General features: G+C 67.6%; 16 protein-coding genes and 2 pseudogenes. 2 read left to right on the forward strand and 16 right to left on the reverse strand.

Annotation, left to right across the window (positions count from 1 at the left end):
- Positions 1-23: 23 nt before the first annotated feature.
- From tolA to aspS, 13 genes and pseudogenes are all read right to left on the reverse strand, one after another.
- Positions 24-1079, reverse strand: coding sequence for a cell envelope integrity protein TolA (gene tolA / locus ACZK2V_RS18020; RefSeq protein ID WP_005410750.1), 1056 nt, complete (start codon positions 1077-1079; stop codon positions 24-26).
- Entirely contained in the window at positions 1069-1497 is a 429-nt protein-coding gene (gene tolR / locus ACZK2V_RS18025; protein WP_049400778.1) for a protein TolR, read from the reverse strand. Before tolR ends, tolA begins: the two co-directional genes overlap by 11 nt.
- A 24-nt stretch (positions 1498-1521) precedes the next feature.
- Entirely contained in the window at positions 1522-2301 is a 780-nt protein-coding gene (gene tolQ / locus ACZK2V_RS18030) for a protein TolQ (RefSeq protein ID WP_006438802.1), read from the reverse strand.
- A gap of 10 nt (positions 2302-2311) precedes the next feature.
- Entirely contained in the window at positions 2312-2743 is a 432-nt protein-coding gene (gene ybgC / locus ACZK2V_RS18035) for a tol-pal system-associated acyl-CoA thioesterase (RefSeq protein WP_049422909.1), read from the reverse strand.
- Positions 2733-3773: a Holliday junction branch migration DNA helicase RuvB gene (ruvB, locus tag ACZK2V_RS18040; protein WP_010481595.1), complete on the reverse strand. Its 1041-nt coding sequence runs from the start codon at positions 3771-3773 to the stop codon at positions 2733-2735. Before ruvB ends, ybgC begins: the two co-directional genes overlap by 11 nt.
- A gap of 701 nt (positions 3774-4474) precedes the next feature.
- Positions 4475-6394 (reverse strand): potassium transporter Kup, encoded by a 1920-nt coding sequence (locus ACZK2V_RS18045; RefSeq protein ID WP_032128529.1) that lies wholly within the window; start codon positions 6392-6394, stop codon positions 4475-4477.
- Between the two features lie 49 nt (positions 6395-6443).
- Entirely contained in the window at positions 6444-7037 is a 594-nt protein-coding gene (gene ruvA / locus ACZK2V_RS18050; protein WP_201117143.1) for a Holliday junction branch migration protein RuvA, read from the reverse strand.
- A 13-nt stretch (positions 7038-7050) separates the two neighbouring features.
- The gene (gene ruvC / locus ACZK2V_RS18055) at positions 7051-7572 is read right to left on the reverse strand and encodes a crossover junction endodeoxyribonuclease RuvC (protein WP_032128530.1); all 522 of its coding nucleotides are present in this window, start codon (positions 7570-7572) and stop codon (positions 7051-7053) included.
- A gap of 105 nt (positions 7573-7677) precedes the next feature.
- The gene (locus ACZK2V_RS18060) at positions 7678-8409 is read right to left on the reverse strand and encodes a YebC/PmpR family DNA-binding transcriptional regulator (protein ID WP_032128531.1); all 732 of its coding nucleotides are present in this window, start codon (positions 8407-8409) and stop codon (positions 7678-7680) included.
- A gap of 162 nt (positions 8410-8571) precedes the next feature.
- Positions 8572-9202 (reverse strand): annotated as a pseudogene (locus tag ACZK2V_RS18065) (esterase/lipase family protein).
- Between the two features lie 75 nt (positions 9203-9277).
- A complete protein-coding gene (locus tag ACZK2V_RS18070; protein WP_014038229.1) occupies positions 9278-9799 on the reverse strand; it encodes a GNAT family N-acetyltransferase in 522 nt (173 codons plus the stop codon).
- Between the two features lie 31 nt (positions 9800-9830).
- Positions 9831-10148: a hypothetical protein gene (locus tag ACZK2V_RS18075; protein ID WP_032128534.1), complete on the reverse strand. Its 318-nt coding sequence runs from the start codon at positions 10146-10148 to the stop codon at positions 9831-9833.
- A 16-nt stretch (positions 10149-10164) separates the two neighbouring features.
- Positions 10165-11914, reverse strand: a pseudogene (gene aspS / locus ACZK2V_RS18080) (aspartate--tRNA ligase).
- A 158-nt stretch (positions 11915-12072) separates the two neighbouring features.
- Between aspS and ACZK2V_RS18085 the strand changes: the two are divergent.
- Entirely contained in the window at positions 12073-12816 is a 744-nt protein-coding gene (locus tag ACZK2V_RS18085; RefSeq protein WP_049422906.1) for a DUF3011 domain-containing protein, read from the forward strand.
- A 133-nt stretch (positions 12817-12949) separates the two neighbouring features.
- On the opposite strand, the gene ACZK2V_RS18090 is transcribed toward ACZK2V_RS18085, so the two are convergent.
- From ACZK2V_RS18090 to blaL2, 3 genes are all read right to left on the reverse strand, one after another.
- A complete protein-coding gene (locus ACZK2V_RS18090) occupies positions 12950-13591 on the reverse strand; it encodes a hypothetical protein (protein ID WP_049422905.1) in 642 nt (213 codons plus the stop codon).
- A gap of 55 nt (positions 13592-13646) precedes the next feature.
- Positions 13647-14861 carry a cation:proton antiporter gene (locus ACZK2V_RS18095; protein WP_049422904.1) on the reverse strand — a complete coding sequence of 405 codons (1215 nt, stop codon included), beginning with the start codon at positions 14859-14861 and terminating at the stop codon, positions 13647-13649.
- A gap of 83 nt (positions 14862-14944) precedes the next feature.
- Positions 14945-15856 (reverse strand): L2 family extended-spectrum class A beta-lactamase, encoded by a 912-nt coding sequence (blaL2, locus tag ACZK2V_RS18100; RefSeq protein WP_486322639.1) that lies wholly within the window; start codon positions 15854-15856, stop codon positions 14945-14947.
- 177 nt (positions 15857-16033) lie between these two features.
- On the opposite strand from blaL2, the gene ampR reads away from it, so the two are divergent.
- The gene (gene ampR, locus ACZK2V_RS18105) at positions 16034-16900 is read left to right on the forward strand and encodes a LysR family transcriptional regulator AmpR (protein WP_049422902.1); all 867 of its coding nucleotides are present in this window, start codon (positions 16034-16036) and stop codon (positions 16898-16900) included.
- Positions 16901-17198: the final 298 nt, after the last annotated feature.

The following is a 17198-nucleotide window of genomic DNA, read 5'->3' on the forward strand; positions in this document are numbered from 1 at the left end:
ATGGCCACCCTGCCCTGCCCGCCTCAGCGATCCTGGGCGGTAAAGGTGAAGTTGAGCGTGCGCGCGAACACCGACTCGAAACCGCGGTACGGCAGCGGCTGGGCGTTGAGCACCGCGGCCTCGATCGAACGCTTGCCGGCCTCGTCGTACGGGCAGTTCGGGCTGACCTTGGCCTGCATCACCGTGCCCCCCGGAATCTGGGTGATGGTGATCTGGCAACGCTGGCCGAGCGGCACCGTATCCGGGCGCACCCACTGCGACAGCACCTTGGCCTGGATCGCGGCCGCGTACTTGGCCGAAAGATCATCGCTGTTGCCACCGCCACCGGCGGCCGGCTGGGAGGCACCGCTGGAACCGGCAGCGGCACTGCCGGCAGCATTACGCGCGGCTGCCACCTGGCGCAGCTTCTGCTCGGCCAGCTTGGCTTCCTTCTCGGCCTGCTCGCGGCGGGCACGGATCTCGGCGATCTTCTTCTGCTTCTCGGCCTCGGCCTTGTCAGCCGCCACGCGCTCCTGCTCGGCCTGCTTCTTCTTTTCGTCCGCTTCCTGCTGCTTGGCCAGGCGCAGCTTCTGCTCCGCTTCTTCCTGGCGCTTGCGTTCGGTCAGGTCGATCTGTTCCTGGCGGCGCTTGGCTTCCTGTTCCTGCTTGGCCTTCTCCTGCGAGATGGCCAGCGCGCTCACCGCTTCCTGGTCCTTGGTGTCCGGCTGCGCGACACGCTCCTGCGCCTGTTGCTGCTGCGGCGTAGGGGCGTCCTGCGGGCGCGGCTCGGGAATCGGCTGCGGCGGCGGGATGGTGTCTTCCGGCACCGGGATCGGCTCGGCCACCGGCGGCGGCAGGTCTTCCAGCTTCTCCGACTGGCGCAGGGCCTGGCGCGCGGCGGAGGCCTCGGACGCGGACAGCGCCAGGCTGGCCTCGACCGAGGGGTCGCCGGCGGCGGCATCGGTGTTGCGCTCGGGCGACCAGAACCAGGCCACGATGAACACCAGCGCGACCAGCAGGTGCACCAGCAACGCCAGCGCCAGGGGCAGGCCCCAGCCGGGTTCGCGCTGATGCGGGGGTGGCAGGGCGTCAGCGTGCATCGGTGGCCAGGCCTACCTTGTCTACCTTGGCGCGCTTGATCACATCCATCGCAGCAATGACCTTTTCATAGGCCACGGCGCGGTCGGCGGCGACGATCACGCGCACGCCCTTGTCCTGGGCGGCGATGCCGGCCAGACGGCCTTCCAGTTCCTCGGCCGACACGGCGGTCGGGTCCTTGGCGTCGGGCAGCTTCAGGCTGAGCTGGCCGTCCTGGCGCACCGAGACGATCACCGGATCCTGCTTGCTCTCCAGCGCCTTGGCGTTGGACTGCGGCAGGTCGACGTCGAAGCTCAGGGTGAGCAGCGGTGCGGTGACCATGAAGATGATCAGCAGCACCAGCATGACGTCGATGTAGGGAACGACGTTGATTTCCGATTTCAGCTTGCGGCGCTTGCGGCGACCGATGGCAGCGGACATGGCTTGGACTCCCGGGTCAGGCGCTTACTCGTCGCCAGCGCTCTGGCGCTGCAGGATGGAGCTGAACTCTTCGGCGAAGGTCTCGAACCGCACCGACATGCGCTCCACGCGCGTGGTGAAGCGGTTGTAGGCCCACACCGCCGGGATCGCCACGAACAGGCCGATGGCGGTGGCGAACAGTGCCTCGGAGATGCCCGGCGCGACGGCGGCGATGCCGGCCTGCGCACCGCTGCTGATCATGTCGTGCATGGTCACCATGATGCCGAACACGGTACCGACCAGGCCCACGTAAGGCGCGGTCGAGCCGATGTTGGCCAGGAGTTCCAGGTTGCGCTCAAGCTGGTCCACTTCGCGGGTGTAAGTGGTGCGCATGGCACGCTGTGCGCCTTCCAGCTGGGCACGACCGTCCAGGCGGCGCTTGTCGCGCAGGCGGGTGTACTCGCGGAAGCCGGCTTCGAAGATGGCTTCCAGGCCGCCGACATTGCGGCTGCGGTCGGTGGCCGAGCTGTACAGCTTGCCCAGGTCCGCACCGGACCAGAAGCGGTTCTCGAACTCGTCGGCTTCGCGGGTGGCCTGCTTGAACACGCGGGCCTTGCGGAAAATGATCACCCAGCTGACGAACGAGCCGACCAGCAGCAGCAGCACGATGATCTTCACCGGCAGGCTGGCCTTGGCCATCAGTTCGAGGTAGTTGATGCCGCCGCCAGTGGTGGCCTGGGCAAGGGTCTGTGTCGCGGCGTTGCTGACATCGGCCGGCAGTGCCTCGGTGACCGTGGCCTGCAGGGCCAGGAGCGTTGCGATCATCCGTTGTTCCTCAGTGTTCGGATTCGGGGTGGAGGTGGGGTTGCAGCACGGCAAGGACGGCCTCGTCCATGCCACGCGGGCGGAAACTGGCCGCTTCCAGTGCGGCGATGCGGACCTGCGCCGACAGCAGCAGCTCGCCGTCGCGCAGGATCTGCTGGTCGAAGACCATGCTGGCCCTCTTCAGCTGGACCAGGCGGGCACTCACCTGCAGGGTGTCATCCAGCCGTGCCGGCTTGATGAAATCCATCTGCATCGAGCGCACCGCAAAGACCATCCCGTGCTCGGCGCGCATGCGCTCCTGGCCGTAGCCCAGCGCACGCATCCATTCGGTCCGGGCCCGTTCCATGAAGGCCACGTAGCGGGCGTGGTAGACCACGCCACCTGCGTCGGTATCTTCCCAGTAAATGCGTGTCGGCCAACTGAATCGGGGCTCAACCGACATCGGGGACCTCCGCGAACAGGTCCTGCGGCGGGTTCTTCGGCTTCAGGCCCATGTGCCGGTAGGCCTTGTGGGTGGCCATGCGGCCACGCGCGGTGCGCACCAGGAAGCCCTGCTGGATCAGGTATGGCTCGACCACGTCTTCCAGCGTGCCACGCTCTTCAGACAGCGCCGCGGCCAGCGATTCGATGCCGACCGGGCCGCCATCGAAGTAGTCGACCATGGTCTTGAGCAGGCGCCGGTCAAGCTCGTCGAAGCCTTCCGGGTCAACCTTGAGCATCTTCATCGCAGCCTGGGCCACGGCCTCGTCGATGTGGCCGCCGGCCTTCACCTGCGCATAGTCGCGCACGCGGCGCAGCAGGCGGTTGGCGATACGCGGGGTGCCACGCGCGCGGCGTGCGATCTCGCCGGCGCCATCGGCGGTGCAGTCGATGGCCAGGATGGCTGCCGAGCGGCGCACGATCCGGGTCAGCTCCTCGACGCTGTAGAACTCCAGGCGCTGGACGATGCCGAAGCGGTCGCGCAACGGCGCGGTCAGCAGGCCAGCACGGGTGGTGGCACCGATCAGGGTGAACGGCGGCAGGTCGATCTTGATCGAGCGGGCGGCGGGGCCCTCACCGATCATGATGTCGATCTGGAAATCTTCCATCGCCGGGTACAGCACTTCCTCCACCACCGGCGACAGGCGATGGATCTCGTCGATGAACAGCACATCGTGCGGCTGCAGGTTGGTCAGCAGCGCGGCGAGGTCGCCGGCCTTCTCGATCACCGGGCCGGAGGTGACCCGCAGGGCCACGCCCAGTTCGTTGGCGATGACATGGCTGAGGGTGGTCTTGCCCAGGCCGGGCGGCCCGAAGATCAGCACATGGTCGAGCGCGTCGCCGCGCCCCTTGGCCGCCTGGATGTAGATCTCCATCTGCTCGCGCACCGGCACCTGGCCGAGGTAGTCGGCAAGGCGCTTGGGGCGGATGCTGGCGTCGGCGGCGTCATCCTCGCGGGTGGCGCCGGCGCCGATGATGCGGTCGTCGGTCATGTGCTGATTATGCGGCAAAAGCGCGGGCTTCGGCCGGGCTGCGCCCGGCACCCGCAGAGGCAACGGCAACGGCAACGGCAACATCCAGAGCAACAGCCGAAGCGCGCGTCCTGGGGAATGGCGGGGTGGGTCCGCTTGCGGGGGACGCTGCAAGTACCCCTCCGGGGCCCGGCCCAGCCGCTGGCGGCTGTGCGTTCGGGCGCTTGCGAAGCAGTGCTTCGCAAGCAAAGCGCCCTCACCCATGTAAGCTCGGTCGCCGCTTGCTCGTGTGCGCAATCCTGCGCACACGGCAAGACCGGGGTTGGGCGTCCTGCCCAACCCGCCCGAGGCATGCCTCGGGCCCATGCGGCTCACGCCCCCGCAAGCGGCCCCACCCCGCCTTCGACAGTTTCCTGCGGCCTGTCGGAACGGCGTTCTGCTTTGGTGGGTGCCGACCGTTGGTCGGCACGGTAGATCCAGGCGTGGAGGAAACTGGAGAGCAGAGTGGGCCAGCTTCCAGCGCGCCGTCTCCGCAAGTGGAGCCCCCTTGTTGTTCAAGGGGGCGCGCCGACAGGCGGGGGGATAAGGTGGAATGCGCGGAACGCCGGCGCCCAAGGCGCCTGCGTTTCAAGGGGGCGCGCCGACAGGCGGGGGGATAAGGTGGAATGCGCGCGGGGCCCGCGGTTTGCGCAGCAGATCGTGGGGCGTGGCGCAGGTGGAGATTAGATCTCCACCTGCGCGCCCAGTTCCACCAATCTGTTGCCCGGAATCCGGAAGAACCCGGTCGCCGGAGCGGCGTTCCTGTGCATCAGCGCGAACAGCTTGTCGCGCCAGATCGGCATGCCACGGTTGGCGGTGGCGACGATGGTTTCGCGGCTGGCGAAGAAGGTGGTGTCCATCGGGTCGAAGTAGATGCCGCCGTGGTCGCACGAGCGCATCAGCGCCAGCGGCACGTCCGGGGTCTCCATGAAACCGAAGCGCACGTAGACCCGGTAGAACTCGTCGCCCACCGATTCGATCTTCAGCCGCTGCCCTTCCATCGCATAGGGAATGGGCAGGGTTTCCACGTGCAGGAACACGTTGCGCTCGTGCAGCACCTTGTTGTGCTTGAGGTTGTGCATCAGCGCGTGCGGGGCCACGGTCGGGTCGGCGGTAAGGAACACCGCGGTGCCAGGCACGCGTACCGGCGGTGCCAGCATCAGGCCCGGCAGGAAGGTGTCCAGGCGGATGCCGTCCTTGCGGATTTCATCGCGCAGCAGCTCGCGGCCACGACGCCAGGTACGCATCATGGTGAACAGGAAGATGCCCAGCACAACCGGGAACCAGGCGCCCTGCAGCAGCTTGGCACCATTGGCGATGACGAAGCCGAGGTCGATGACGAAGAACACCACGCACAGCGGCAGGATCCACTTGCGCGCCTTCGGCCACAGCGAGCGCGCCACCAGTGCCAGCAGCAGGGTGTCGATCAGCATGGTGGCCGACACCGAGATGCCGTAGGCCACCGCCAGGTTGGAGGAGCTGCGGAAGGCCAGCACCAGGCCGATCACCATCACCGCGATGCCCCAGTTGATACCCGGGATGTAGATCTGGCCGATGGTGTCGTGCGAGGTGTGCTTGATCCGCATGCGCGGGATGTAGCCCAGCTGCATGGCCTGGCGCGATACCGAGAACGCGCCGGTGATGACCGACTGCGAGGCAATCACCGCGGCCATGGTGGCCAGGATGATCATCGGATACAGCGCCCACGACGGCACCGCTTCGAAGAACGGATTTTTCACCGCCTCGGGGTGGTTGAGCACCAGCGCACCCTGCCCCAGGTAGTTCAGCACCAGGCACGGCAGCACGAAGAAGTACCAGGCGTGGCGGATCGGCTTGGCACCGAAGTGGCCCATGTCGGCGTACAGCGCCTCACCGCCGGTCACTGCCAGCACCACCGCACCGAGGATGAAGATGCTGTGCCAGCCATGCTCCATGAAGAAGCGGATTGCCCACCACGGGTTGAACGCCTTCAGCACTTCCGGTGCATCGACGATGTTGTAGATGCCGATCGCCGCCAGCGAAATGAACCAGATCGAGGTGATCGGCCCGAACAGCTTGCCGATCTTCGCGGTGCCGAAGCGCTGTACCGCGAACACCGCCAGAAGCACCACCACGGTGATCGGAACGATGAAGGCGTGCAGTCCTGGCGCGGCAACCTCCAGGCCTTCCACCGCACCCAGCACCGATATCGCGGGGGTGATCACGCCATCGCCGAAGAACAGCGAGGCACCGAAAATGCCGAGGATGCCGACCACATAGGCCGAGCGCGACCCGTTGCGCAGCGTGCGCTGGGTCAGCGCCATCAGCGCCATGATGCCGCCCTCGCCGTCGTTGTCGGCGCGCATGATGATGGTCACGTACTTCAGGGTGACCACGATGTTCAGCGCCCAGAACGCCAGCGACAGCACGCCCAGCACGGTGTCGTGGTCACTGTTGAGCCCGTAGTGCGGCGAGAACGCCTCCTTCAGGGTGTACAGCGGGCTGGTGCCGATATCGCCGAAGACCACGCCGATCGCACCGATGATCAGCGCCAGGCCTCCGGCTGGAGGAGCGTGACCGTGGCCGCCGGGGGCAGCTGCGTGCGGGGTTTGACTGCTGGACATGGGACTCCTGGCGGGGCTCAGGCGGTTCGTTGGAGGAAAGGAAAGCGGGTCAGCGCAGCGCCGACTGCAGCGCCTTGCGGATCACGGTGGCCACTTCATCACCTTCATTGAAGGCATCGCGGGCCATGCGCGCCGCTTCGGCCGGCTTGTAGCCCAGCTGCTGCAGGGCCACGGTGGCATCGGACAGCGGATCGGCCGGGGCCAGACCACTGCCGGTCGGCAGTGCGCCACCGGCACCGAACTGGGCAGCGCGGTCGCGCAGCTCCAGCACCATGCGCTCGGCGGTCTTCTTGCCGATGCCCGGAATGCGGGTCAGCGCGGTGATGTCACCGGCCTGGACCATGCGCGCGAATTCCTCGACGGTGACGCCGGACAGCACGGCCAGCGCGATCTTCGCGCCGATGCCACTGACCTTCTGCACGTCGCGGAACAGGCGCCGCTCACCTTCGCGCAGGAAGCCGTACAGCGAGACGCTGTCTTCCTTCTGCGAGTAATGGGTGTACAGGGTGACCTCGCGGCCGAGCTCGGGCAGGTCGTAGAAGGTGCTCATCGGCGCCTCCAGCTCGTAGCCCACTCCGTTCACGTCCACCACCAGCCACGGCGGCGCCTTGTAGGCGACGATGCCGCGCAGTCGACCGATCATTGCGTGCAGCTCCTCATTTGCGGCCCCACGCCTGGCGGGCACTGAGCCCCAGGCGGTTGGCCGTTGCCCTTACGTGGGCATGGGTGATCGCCACTGCCAACGCGTCGGCCGCGTCGGCCTGCAGCTTGGTTTTCAGGTTGAGCATGAGCCCGACCATGTGTTGAACCTGTTGCTTTTCGGCGCCACCGCGCCCGACCACCGCCAGCTTGATCTCGCTGGCGGCGTATTCGTGCACCGGCAGGTCACGCAGCACCACGGCGGAAATCGCCGCGCCACGGGCCTGGCCCAGCTTCAGCGCCGAATCGGGGTTGCGGGCCATGAACACGCGTTCGATGGCCACTTCCTGCGGCTGGTACTCGCGGCACAGGTCAGCCAGGCCCAGCACCAGCAGCTTCATGCGCTGCGGGAAATCGTCGGCGCCGAGCAGCACCAGCGGCTGGTGGTGCACGTGGCTGACGCGGCCGGTGGCGTCGACATCAATGATGCCGACCCCGGTCCGCTGCGAACCGGGGTCGATGCCGAGGATGCGGGTCATGCTGCACTCCTGGCGGGGCGGAACGGGAGGCGCTGGCAGGCGTATGGGCTCATGACTGTCCGCGGTGACCGTTCAACGGCCCGCGCCCAGGCCGTCAAGGACGGCTCAGGCGTAGGCGTCGGCGCCGAGTTCGGCGTTGGAGTACACGTCCTGCACGTCGTCCAGGTCTTCAAGCATGTCCAGCAGCTTCTTGACCTGCAGGGCAACCTCGCCCTCGACCTTGATGTCGTTGTCCGCGCGGAAGGTGATTTCGGCGTGGTCGGCGACATGGCCAGCGGCGGCCATCGCATCCTTGACCGCGTTGAACGCGTCAGGGCTGGTGACCACGTCGATCGAGCCGTCGTCCGGGTAGACCACGATGTCATCGGCGCCGGCCTCGATGGCCGCTTCGGTGATGGCTTCCTCGTCGGCACCCGGGGCGAAGCTGAGCACGCCCAGGCGCTTGAACATGAAGGCGACCGAGCCTTCGGTGCCCATGTTGCCGCCGCACTTGCTGAACGCATGGCGGACATCGGCCACCGTGCGCACGCGGTTGTCGGTCAGGCAGTCGACGATCACGGCCACGCCACCCGGGGCGTAGCCCTCGTAGCGGATCTCCTCGTAATCGACGCCTTCCAGTTCACCGGTAGCCTTCTTGATGGCGCGCTCGATCACGTCCTTGGACATGTTCACGGCCAGGCCCTTGTCCACGGCCACTCGCAGGCGCGGATTGTTGTTGGGGTCGCCTCCACCGCCGCGCGCGGCAACGCCGATCTCGCGGATGATCTTGGTGAAAATCTTGCCGCGCTTCGCGTCGGACGCGTTCTTGCGGGCTTCGATGGAGGGGCCTCTACCCATGGGTGCTACCGTCTGGCTGCTTCAGGATCAAGGCGCGGATTCTACCTGATCGGGGGCGGCAACCGTGTCTAGGGCGGAGGGATGCCGCCAGGTCATGCCCGGCGGAGAGCGTGCGAACCAACGGTTCGCACCCACCGAGGCAGGCCCGTCGCACCCACTCAATCATGCAGCGGCGGCGTCGCGGCTGTGATCGAACTGGCCGTGGCGCAGGAAATGCGCGGTCTGCCGCGCGGCATCGGGCGATACCACCAGGCCACTGTGGCTGGTACGTACCACGCAATGGTCGGCCAGGCCCGGCAGGCGTGTCTCGGCCAGGGCCACGGTACCGTCGGAGGCGTCGTCGATGGCGCCCAGCAGGCTGCCCAGGCCGTGCGGCACCGAACCGGCGATCAGGCCAACCTCGGCCCTGCCCTGCCAGTCCGGCAGGCCATCGAGCAGCAGATCGCTGCTGCGCCCCAACGCCAGGCCCCAGCCGTGCTCGGACAGCGAACGCGCAGTGCCACTGCCGCGCAGCGGCGAGCCCAGGCAGACCACGCGCTGCACCGGCAGCTGCGGATTGCGCCGCAGCGCTTCCAGCGCCAGCAGCCCGCCCAGGCTGTGGCCGACCAAACTCAGTGGGCCGGCGTCGGCCAGCCGCTCCAGCAGCTGCGGTACGGCCACGTCCGGGCCACCGAACACCGAGGAATAACCAAACGCGTGCACCTGGAAGCCGCGCGCGCAGGCGCCAGGCCAGCGGCCCGACCCAGGCGCGGGCATTCCAGATGCCATGCAGCAGCAATACGGGGGGAGTCATGCAAACAGCCTGGCGGTCAGCGGGGCAGGAACGTACGGTGATTGAACACGCGCGCGCAGCAAGCGGCAGTGAACATCAGGCCGCGCGCGGTGCGCGGCGCAGGATGAACTCGAGGTCCTGGGTGTCACCGACCGGGAACAGGTACTCGCCGGCCTTCTCGAATCCATAGCGGGCGTAGAAACGCTGTGCGCCGAAGTTCTCAGACCACACGCCCAGCCACAGCGTGCGCGGGCCTTCGTGTTCCAGCCAGGCCAGCGCGGTTTCCAGCAGGCGGCTGCCCCAGCCGCAGCTCTGCTGCGTCTTGATCAGGTACAGCCGCTTGAGTTCGCCGTCACCGGGCTTCACGTCCGGGTGCGGCAGGCCACAGGGGCCGGCGGCGGCATGGCCGACCGCCTCCCCGTCCAGCTCCAGCAGCCACACCGCGTAATCCGGGTGGGCCAGGATCACGCGCTGGCGCTCGACCGTGTAGGCCTCCTCGAGGAAGGCCTGCAGGTCCTGCGGCGGATACAGATGGCCGAAGGTTTCGGTGAACGTGCGGGCAGCCAGCGCCGACAGGGTCGGCGCGTCGTCCACGGTGGCGCGGCGGATCGAATACATGCAGGAAGTTGACGTCAGGGCGAAGCGCGGGTCAAGCCTTTTCAGGCGATTCCGCTTCTTCTTCCTCATCCTCTTCCTCGTATTCCTCTTCGTCCTCGTCCTCTTCTTCGCCTTCCTCGTCCTCGTCGTACTCTTCCTCTTCGTCGTCCTCGTAATCCTCGACGCCGAAGTCTTCACCGTCCCAACGGCCCTCGCCGTCGGCGACGAAGGTCAGGGCCATCGCCGCCGGATTGGTACCGACGCGGACCAGCCAACCACCGAACACGCGCGCACGCTCGGTGACCAGGGTGGCCTCGGAGCCTTCATTGCCCAGCTTTTCCCACTCCAGCGAAAACGCAAACTCGGTCATTGCCTGGATCTCCTGATCAGTTGGTCTTGGGGCGAACCTGGATGTGCACTTCGGCCAGCTGCGCGTCGACGATCGGCGACGGCGCGTCGGTCATCAGATCCTGTGCACCGGTGGTCTTCGGGAACGGGATGACGTCGCGGATCGACTCGGTGCCGGCCATCAGCGCGGCGATGCGGTCGATGCCGAAGGCGATGCCACCGTGCGGCGGCGCGCCGTAGTTCAGCGCGTCGAGCAGGAAGCCGAACTTGGCGCGGGCTTCCTCGGCGCCGATGCCGAGCAGTTCGAACACCGCGCTCTGCATGTCCGGACGATGGATACGGATCGAACCGCCGCCGATTTCATTGCCATTGAGCACCATGTCGTAGCCGCGCGAAACGGCGGTACGGGCATTGGCGCGCAGGTCGGCGATGTCGTCCACGGCCGGTGCGGTGAAGGGGTGATGCAGGGCGACATAGCGCTGTTCTTCCTCGTCCCACTCGAACATCGGGAAGTCGGTGACCCACAGCGGTGCCCAGCCGTCGGCGACCAGGCCGAAGTCCTTGCCGGCCTTCAGGCGCAGCGCGCCCATGAAATCGGAGACCTTGTTGTAGCCACCGGCGCCGAAGAACACGATGTCACCGTTACCGGCGCCGACGTGGGCGACCAGCGCGGCGAAGGATTCCTCGCTGAAGAACTTCTGGATCGGCGAGCTGATCTCGCCGTTGTCGGCGATCTTGATGTAGGCCAGGCCCTTGGCGCCGTACTTGGCGGCATGCGCGGAGTATTCGTCGATCTGCTTGCGCGACAGCGACGCACCGCCCGGGATGCGCAGCGCGGCAACGCGGCCCTCAGCATCATTGGCCGGGCCGGTGAACACCGGGAACTCGCTGTCCTTGACCAGTTCGGCCACGTCCACCAGCTCCAGCGCGATGCGCAGGTCCGGCTTGTCCGAGCCGTAGCGGCGCATGGCCTCGGCCCAGGTCATGCGCGGGAAGCTGGCGTCCAGCTGCACGTCGACCACTTCCTTGAAGATGGCGCGGATCATGTCCTCGACGAAATCCTGCACGTCGCGCTCGCGGACGAAGGCGAATTCCATGTCCAGCTGGGTGAATTCCAGCTGGCGGTCGGCACGCAGGGCCTCGTCGCGGAAGCAGCGCGCGATCTGGTAGTAGCGGTCGAAGCCGGCCACCATCAGGATCTGCTTGAACAGCTGCGGGCTCTGCGGCAGGGCGTAGAACTCGCCCGGGTGCATGCGCGCCGGCACCAGGAAGTCGCGCGCCTTCCGGGGTGGCCTTGGTCAGGATCGGGGTCTCGATGTCCTGGAAGCCCTTTTCGTCCAGATGGCGGCGCAGGGCCTGCACCAGCTTGATGCGGGTGCGCTGCATGCGCTGCATTTCCGGGCGGCGCAGGTCCAGGTAGCGGTACTTCAGGCGGGTTTCCTCGCCCGGATTCTCGTGGGCGTGGAACGGCAGCGGCGCGGCCTTGTTCAGCACGGTGATGGCGGTGGCGATCACTTCCACCTTGCCGGTGCGCATCTTGTCGTTCACCGCGTGGCGGGCACGCACCACGCCTTCCACCTGCAGCACATCCTCGTAGCCCAGCGACGCGGCCACGGCGAACACGTCGGCGTTGTCGACTTCCACGGTCACCTGCACGATGCCTTCATGATCTCGAAGATCGATGAAGCAGACGCCGCCCTGGTTACGGGCCACGTCGGTCCAGCCGGCGAGGGTGACAGTCTGGCCAATCAGGGTCTCATCGACCAGGCCGCAGAAGTGGGTACGCATGGGGGGAAGCTCCGCTGGAGAACGCCGGCACCGGATGGGGGCCGGAAAGCCTCGTATTCTGCGGCCGAGGCCCCGGCCGGGGCAAATCCGGCCAGTCACACCGGCTTGATCGCCCCCCTCCCTATAGTCGGGCACCTGTCACCGTATGGGATGCCGCCATGAAACCGCTGTCCCTGGCCAGCCTGGCCGTAACCCTCAGCCTGGGTGCCGCGGGCACCCTTGCCCTGCCCGCCCCTTCCGCGCATGCGCAGAGCGGCGTGGTCCGCTGCGAAAGCCAGAACAACCGCGAACGGGTCTGCAACACCGGCTGGCGCAATGCGCAGCTGGTGCGCCAGCTGTCCGGCTCGGACTGCGATGAAGGACGCACCTGGGGCAGCCGTAACGGCAGCATCTGGGTCACCAACGGTTGCCGCGCGGAATTCGTCGAGGCCCGCGGTGGCTGGGGCGGCGGCAATGGCGGTGGCTGGGGCGGCAACAACGGCCGGCCCCGCGAGACCATCCGCTGCGAGAGCCAGAACAACCGCGAGCGCAGCTGCCCGGTCGGCTGGCGCAATGCCCGCCTGGTCCGCCAGCTGTCCGGCAGCCCCTGCAACGAAGGGCGTACCTGGGGCGTGCGCAACGGCGCGGTCTGGGTCAGTGGCGGCTGCCGTGCCGAATTCGCCGAAGCCCGCGGCTGGGGCGGTGGTGGCGGTGGCTGGGGGGGCGGCAACAGCAATTACTCAGTTACCTGCAGCAGCAACAACAACCGCTCGCAGACCTGCGACTGGGATGAGCGTCAGGGCCGCCCGGTGCTGCAGCAGCAGCTGTCCGGCAGTGCCTGCCAGGAAGGCCGCAGCTGGGGCTACTCACGTGGCCAGGTGTGGGTGAGCAATGGCTGCCGCGCGCGTTTCGGTACGCGGTAAGTACACGGTCGGATCCCTGGCCGACGGCCAGGGCTCTGGCCCCGGTCCGGTATCCCGCATCCACACATGGCGTGGATCTACTGAGGGTCCTTCTGGGGTCGGGGCCCTCCGCATGAGGGATCCGACCCTGGGATCACGGGGCGGACGCTTTGTCGTCGCCCCACGGTGCAGGCGGCAGGGCAACCGGCTTGCTCAGGTCGAACTGCACGCGGAAGCGGCGGCCCTCCGGGCGGGTCAGCTCGTAGACGAAGGTCTGGTCGGGATCAATCTCCATCGCCCAGGTGTTGTGCGTGGAGGCCAGCATGTCGGCGCGGCGGAACATCGCCACCGAATCGGCGTCGGCGGGGAACTGCTGGCGCTCGGCGGTGCCCGGCGGCGTGCTGTCGCCACCGTAGAGGGTGATCGCGTCGGGGCTGCCGTCTTCGTGGCGATGGTCGTGCTTCAGGCGCAGGCCGGTTTCCGTACGGGTCAGCACCCAGGTCCGCGAGTGGTCATCGCCGACATGGAACGGGATGCGCAGCTCGTGCGCCGGATCGGCACAGCCGCGCACATGCATGACCAGGCGCTGCCCGGCGAACGGATCCTTGCCGGTCGGTGCCGGCGTGTCCTCCACCACCTTGCCGGCGTAAGCCTGGCCGCAGTGCGCGGCGATGGCTGCCATGAAGGCATCGGCCGGTGCGGTCGCCAGATCATGGGCGACCGTATCGGAGCGCTGCGAACACGCAGCAAGGCTGAGCAGGAGGGCGGAAGCGGTGACAACGGCAGGCAGTTTCATGCCCCAACCCTAACGGCCATGGCCGAAGTGCGCAAACCGCACGCGCAGCATCCGCTCAGCGATCGACTGCAGATGCCGCTGGCAGCGTTTCGGTGGCCGCCACCGGCGCGGCCTCGCCTTCACCCGCAGGTTCCTGTTCAACCGGATCGACATCGAACGGCGTGCGGAACACCAGCGACGGCAGCAGCGTGGTCAGCGCCGCATACAGCAGCAGCGCACCGAACAGCACCGCCGGGATCTGGAAGCGCTCGCGCATGATCGCGGCCAGCACCAGGGTGAAGATCAGCGTCGGCGCCAGCGCCAGCGAGACCCTCAGGCTGCTGCGGAAGCTCTCGCCGAACATCACCCGGCGCTGCAGCCAGACCACGCCGATACGCAGCGGCAGCACCACCAGGGTGATCACGATGCCCAGCCCCAGCGCCTCGAAACTGAGTGCTTCGCTGGGCACCTTGGTGCCGGCATTGAAGAAATAGAACGGCACGAAGAACGAGGCGAACAGGCGCAGCGCGTGCAGGTTCTCGTGCGAAGCCAGCAGCGGCATGCGCTGATGCAGCAGGCGGGCGACCAGACCGGCGATGAACGCACCGACCAGGTAGTACACGCCCAGCAGATAGGTGATGTAGGCCGCGACCATGCCCACCATCACCAGCAGCGAGAACTCCGAGCCCGGCGCATGCGGCGCCACCCAGCGGCCCAGCGCGATGAACAGCAGCGGCAGGCCGATCATCATCGCCAGCAGCGCCAGGCTGGACAGCGCCATGTGGCCCGGGTCGCCGGCCTGCAGCACGATGAACAACGCCGCCAGCGCCAGCAGTTCGCCAGCGATGGCCTTGCTGGTCACCCAGAACCGCTCGTCCTCGCTCAGGCCCAGCCGCGACAGCGAGTCCATGATGAAGCCGGTGGAGGGCGTCAGCAGGGCCAGCGCCAGCAGGCCAGCGGCCTGCCACGGCAATCCCGCATATCGCCAGGCCAGCCAGCCCACGCCGAACAGCGTGCCGGTACGGATCACCAGATGCGCCAGCAGCGGCCACATGCCACGGCGCAGCGCCTGCAGATCCACTTCCAGGCCGGCGAACAGGAACAGCGAGGAAATGCCCAGCGTGGCCAACAGACCGATCACCGCGTCGTGCGCCTGGTCGCCCAGCCAGAGCATGCCGATGATGCCGAACAGCAGGCAGGTCAGCGGCGCGGGCAGGCTGAAACGCTGCAGCGCGCGCGGGATCACCAGCAGCGCAAAGATCAGCAGCAGGTAGATCAGTTCATGGCTCATGGGGGACTTCCGTGTGATTCGAACGCGCGCAGGATGCGCGCCGAACCGATCCGGCAAGCCACTTCTGAATGACCCCGGTTACCTCAACCGATCAGCCGATCGGCGATGCGGCCTACCTGCGCCAGCACCGTGGCACGCTGTTCGTTGCTGATCGCACCCGCCTGCAGGTAGGCGGTCAGCACCCAGGGCGTGCCGCCGGCCAGCGGCCACAACACGGCGATGTCGTTGCGCGCGTCCTCGCCGTTGCTGCCGGTCTTGTCACCGACGCGCCAGCGCTTGCCCAGGCCCGCGCGCAGGCAGGCGTCGCCGGTTTCGTTGTCGATCAGCCAATCGGCCAGCTGCTGCCGCGACGCCGGCTGCAGCACCTCGCCCAGCACCACGCGCTGCAGGGTCGCAGCCATCGCCGCCGGCGTGGTGGTGTCGCGCGGATCGCCCTTGGCAAAGCTGTTCAGCTCCGGCTCCAGGCGATCACTGCGGCTCACCGCATCACCGCTCGCGCGCAGGAACGCAGTCACCGCGGGCGGGCCACCGACCACGCCGAACAGCAGGTTGGCTGCAGTGTTGTCGCTGGTGATGATCGTGGCACGGCACAGATCGCGCACGGTCATGTCCTTGCCGGCGTGGCGGCGGGTGACCGGCGCGTGCGAGAGCAGGTCGGCATCGCGCACCGGCACGCGCGTGTCCAGCAACGCGGGCCTGCGCTCGGCCTGGCTGAGCACGGTGGCGGCCAGCACGCTCTTGAACGTGCTGCACATCGGGAAACGCTCGTCCTGGCGATGACCGATGCGGCGGCCGCTGGCGGTATCAAGCAGGGTCACGCCGAGGCGGCCGGCACAGGCCTTTTCCAGCGCCGCGAAGTCGGTGGCGGCGGTTAGGGCGGCATCGGTCGGTGCACTGGCGGCGGTCTTGCCCGCCGCACGTGGCAGCAACGGCAGGGCAAGCGAGGAAGCAACAGCGGCACCACTGAACTGCAGGAATCGGCGACGGGCGAGCATGCGGGGTTCTCCTGGGGGACCGCCCGATTATTGAAGCCTCGCACGCAGGCGACCAGCGCGAAAAATCAGCGGAAGGCATTAGCTGAATTAATGCCTGTCGCAATCAACCCTTTAATTCTTCTGAACTGGCTACTGGGAAGGTAGGATCAGCCATCACATTGACTCACGACTACTCTGATGCTGCACCCTACCCTGCCGCTGAACGCCCTGCGTGCCTTCGAGGCGGCCGCACGCCACCAGAACTTCACCCGTGCCGCGCTGGAGCTGTGCGTCAGCCAGGCCGCGCTGAGCCACCAGATCCGCGGGCTGGAGGACCGGCTCGGCATCCGTCTGTTCCATCGCCTGCCGCGCGGCGTGGCGCTCACCGAGGAGGGCGCGGCGCTGTATCCGGTGCTCAACGAATCGTTCGAGCGCATCTCGGCCAGCATCGCGCGCTACACCGGTGGCCCGGCCCGTGAAGTACTTACGTTGGGCGTGGTCGGCACCTTCGCCACCGGTTGGCTGCTGCCACGGCTGGCGGCGTTCGAGGCCGCACACCCGGACATCGAGCTGCGACTGCAGACCCACAACAACCGCATCGATCTGGCCGGCGAGGGCCTGGACCTGGCGATCCGCTTCGGTGATGGCGACTGGCAGGGGCAGGCCTGCACGGCAATCCTCGATGCACCCTTCGCACCGCTGTGCGCCCCGGCGTTGGCGCGGCGGCTGAAGCAGCCGCGCGACCTGGGCACGCTACCGCTGCTGCGCTCTTACCGAAGCGACGAATGGCCGCGCTGGCTGCAGGCGGCCGGGGTCAGCGGCGTGGAAGCGCGCGGGCCGGTATTCGATTCCTCGTTGACGGTCGCGATGGCCGCGGTCGGTGGTGCCGGCGTGGCGCTGCTGCCATTGCGCATGTTCGAGCAGGAGTTGGCTGAAGGCCGTTTGCTGCAGCCGTTCAGCACCACGCTGGAGCTGGGGCGCTACTGGCTCACGCGACTGCGCTCGCGTGCCGAGCGTGAACCGGCGAAGCGGTTCCGCGAATGGCTGCAGGCACAGGGCGCGTAGGTAGTGCCGGCCGCTGGCCGGCAACCCCTTGATCGTTGTGGGCGCATCGCGCTGCCGGCCAGCGGCCGGCACTACCGGTCAGGACTCCAGCAGCTCCATCCACGCTGCCTCAGCTTTTTCCAGCTGGGCGGCAGCGGTTTCGCGGTCACGGCCGATCACCGCCATGCTCGCGTGCCGAGCGTGAACCGGCGAAGCGGTTCCGCGAATGGCTGCAGGCGCAGGGCGCGTAGGTAGTGCCGGCCGCTGGCCGGCAACCCCTTGATCGTCGTGGGCGCATCGCGCTGCCGGCCAGCGGCCG

The sequence above is a fragment of the Stenotrophomonas sp. 93052_Sma genome (genome assembly GCF_056481145.1).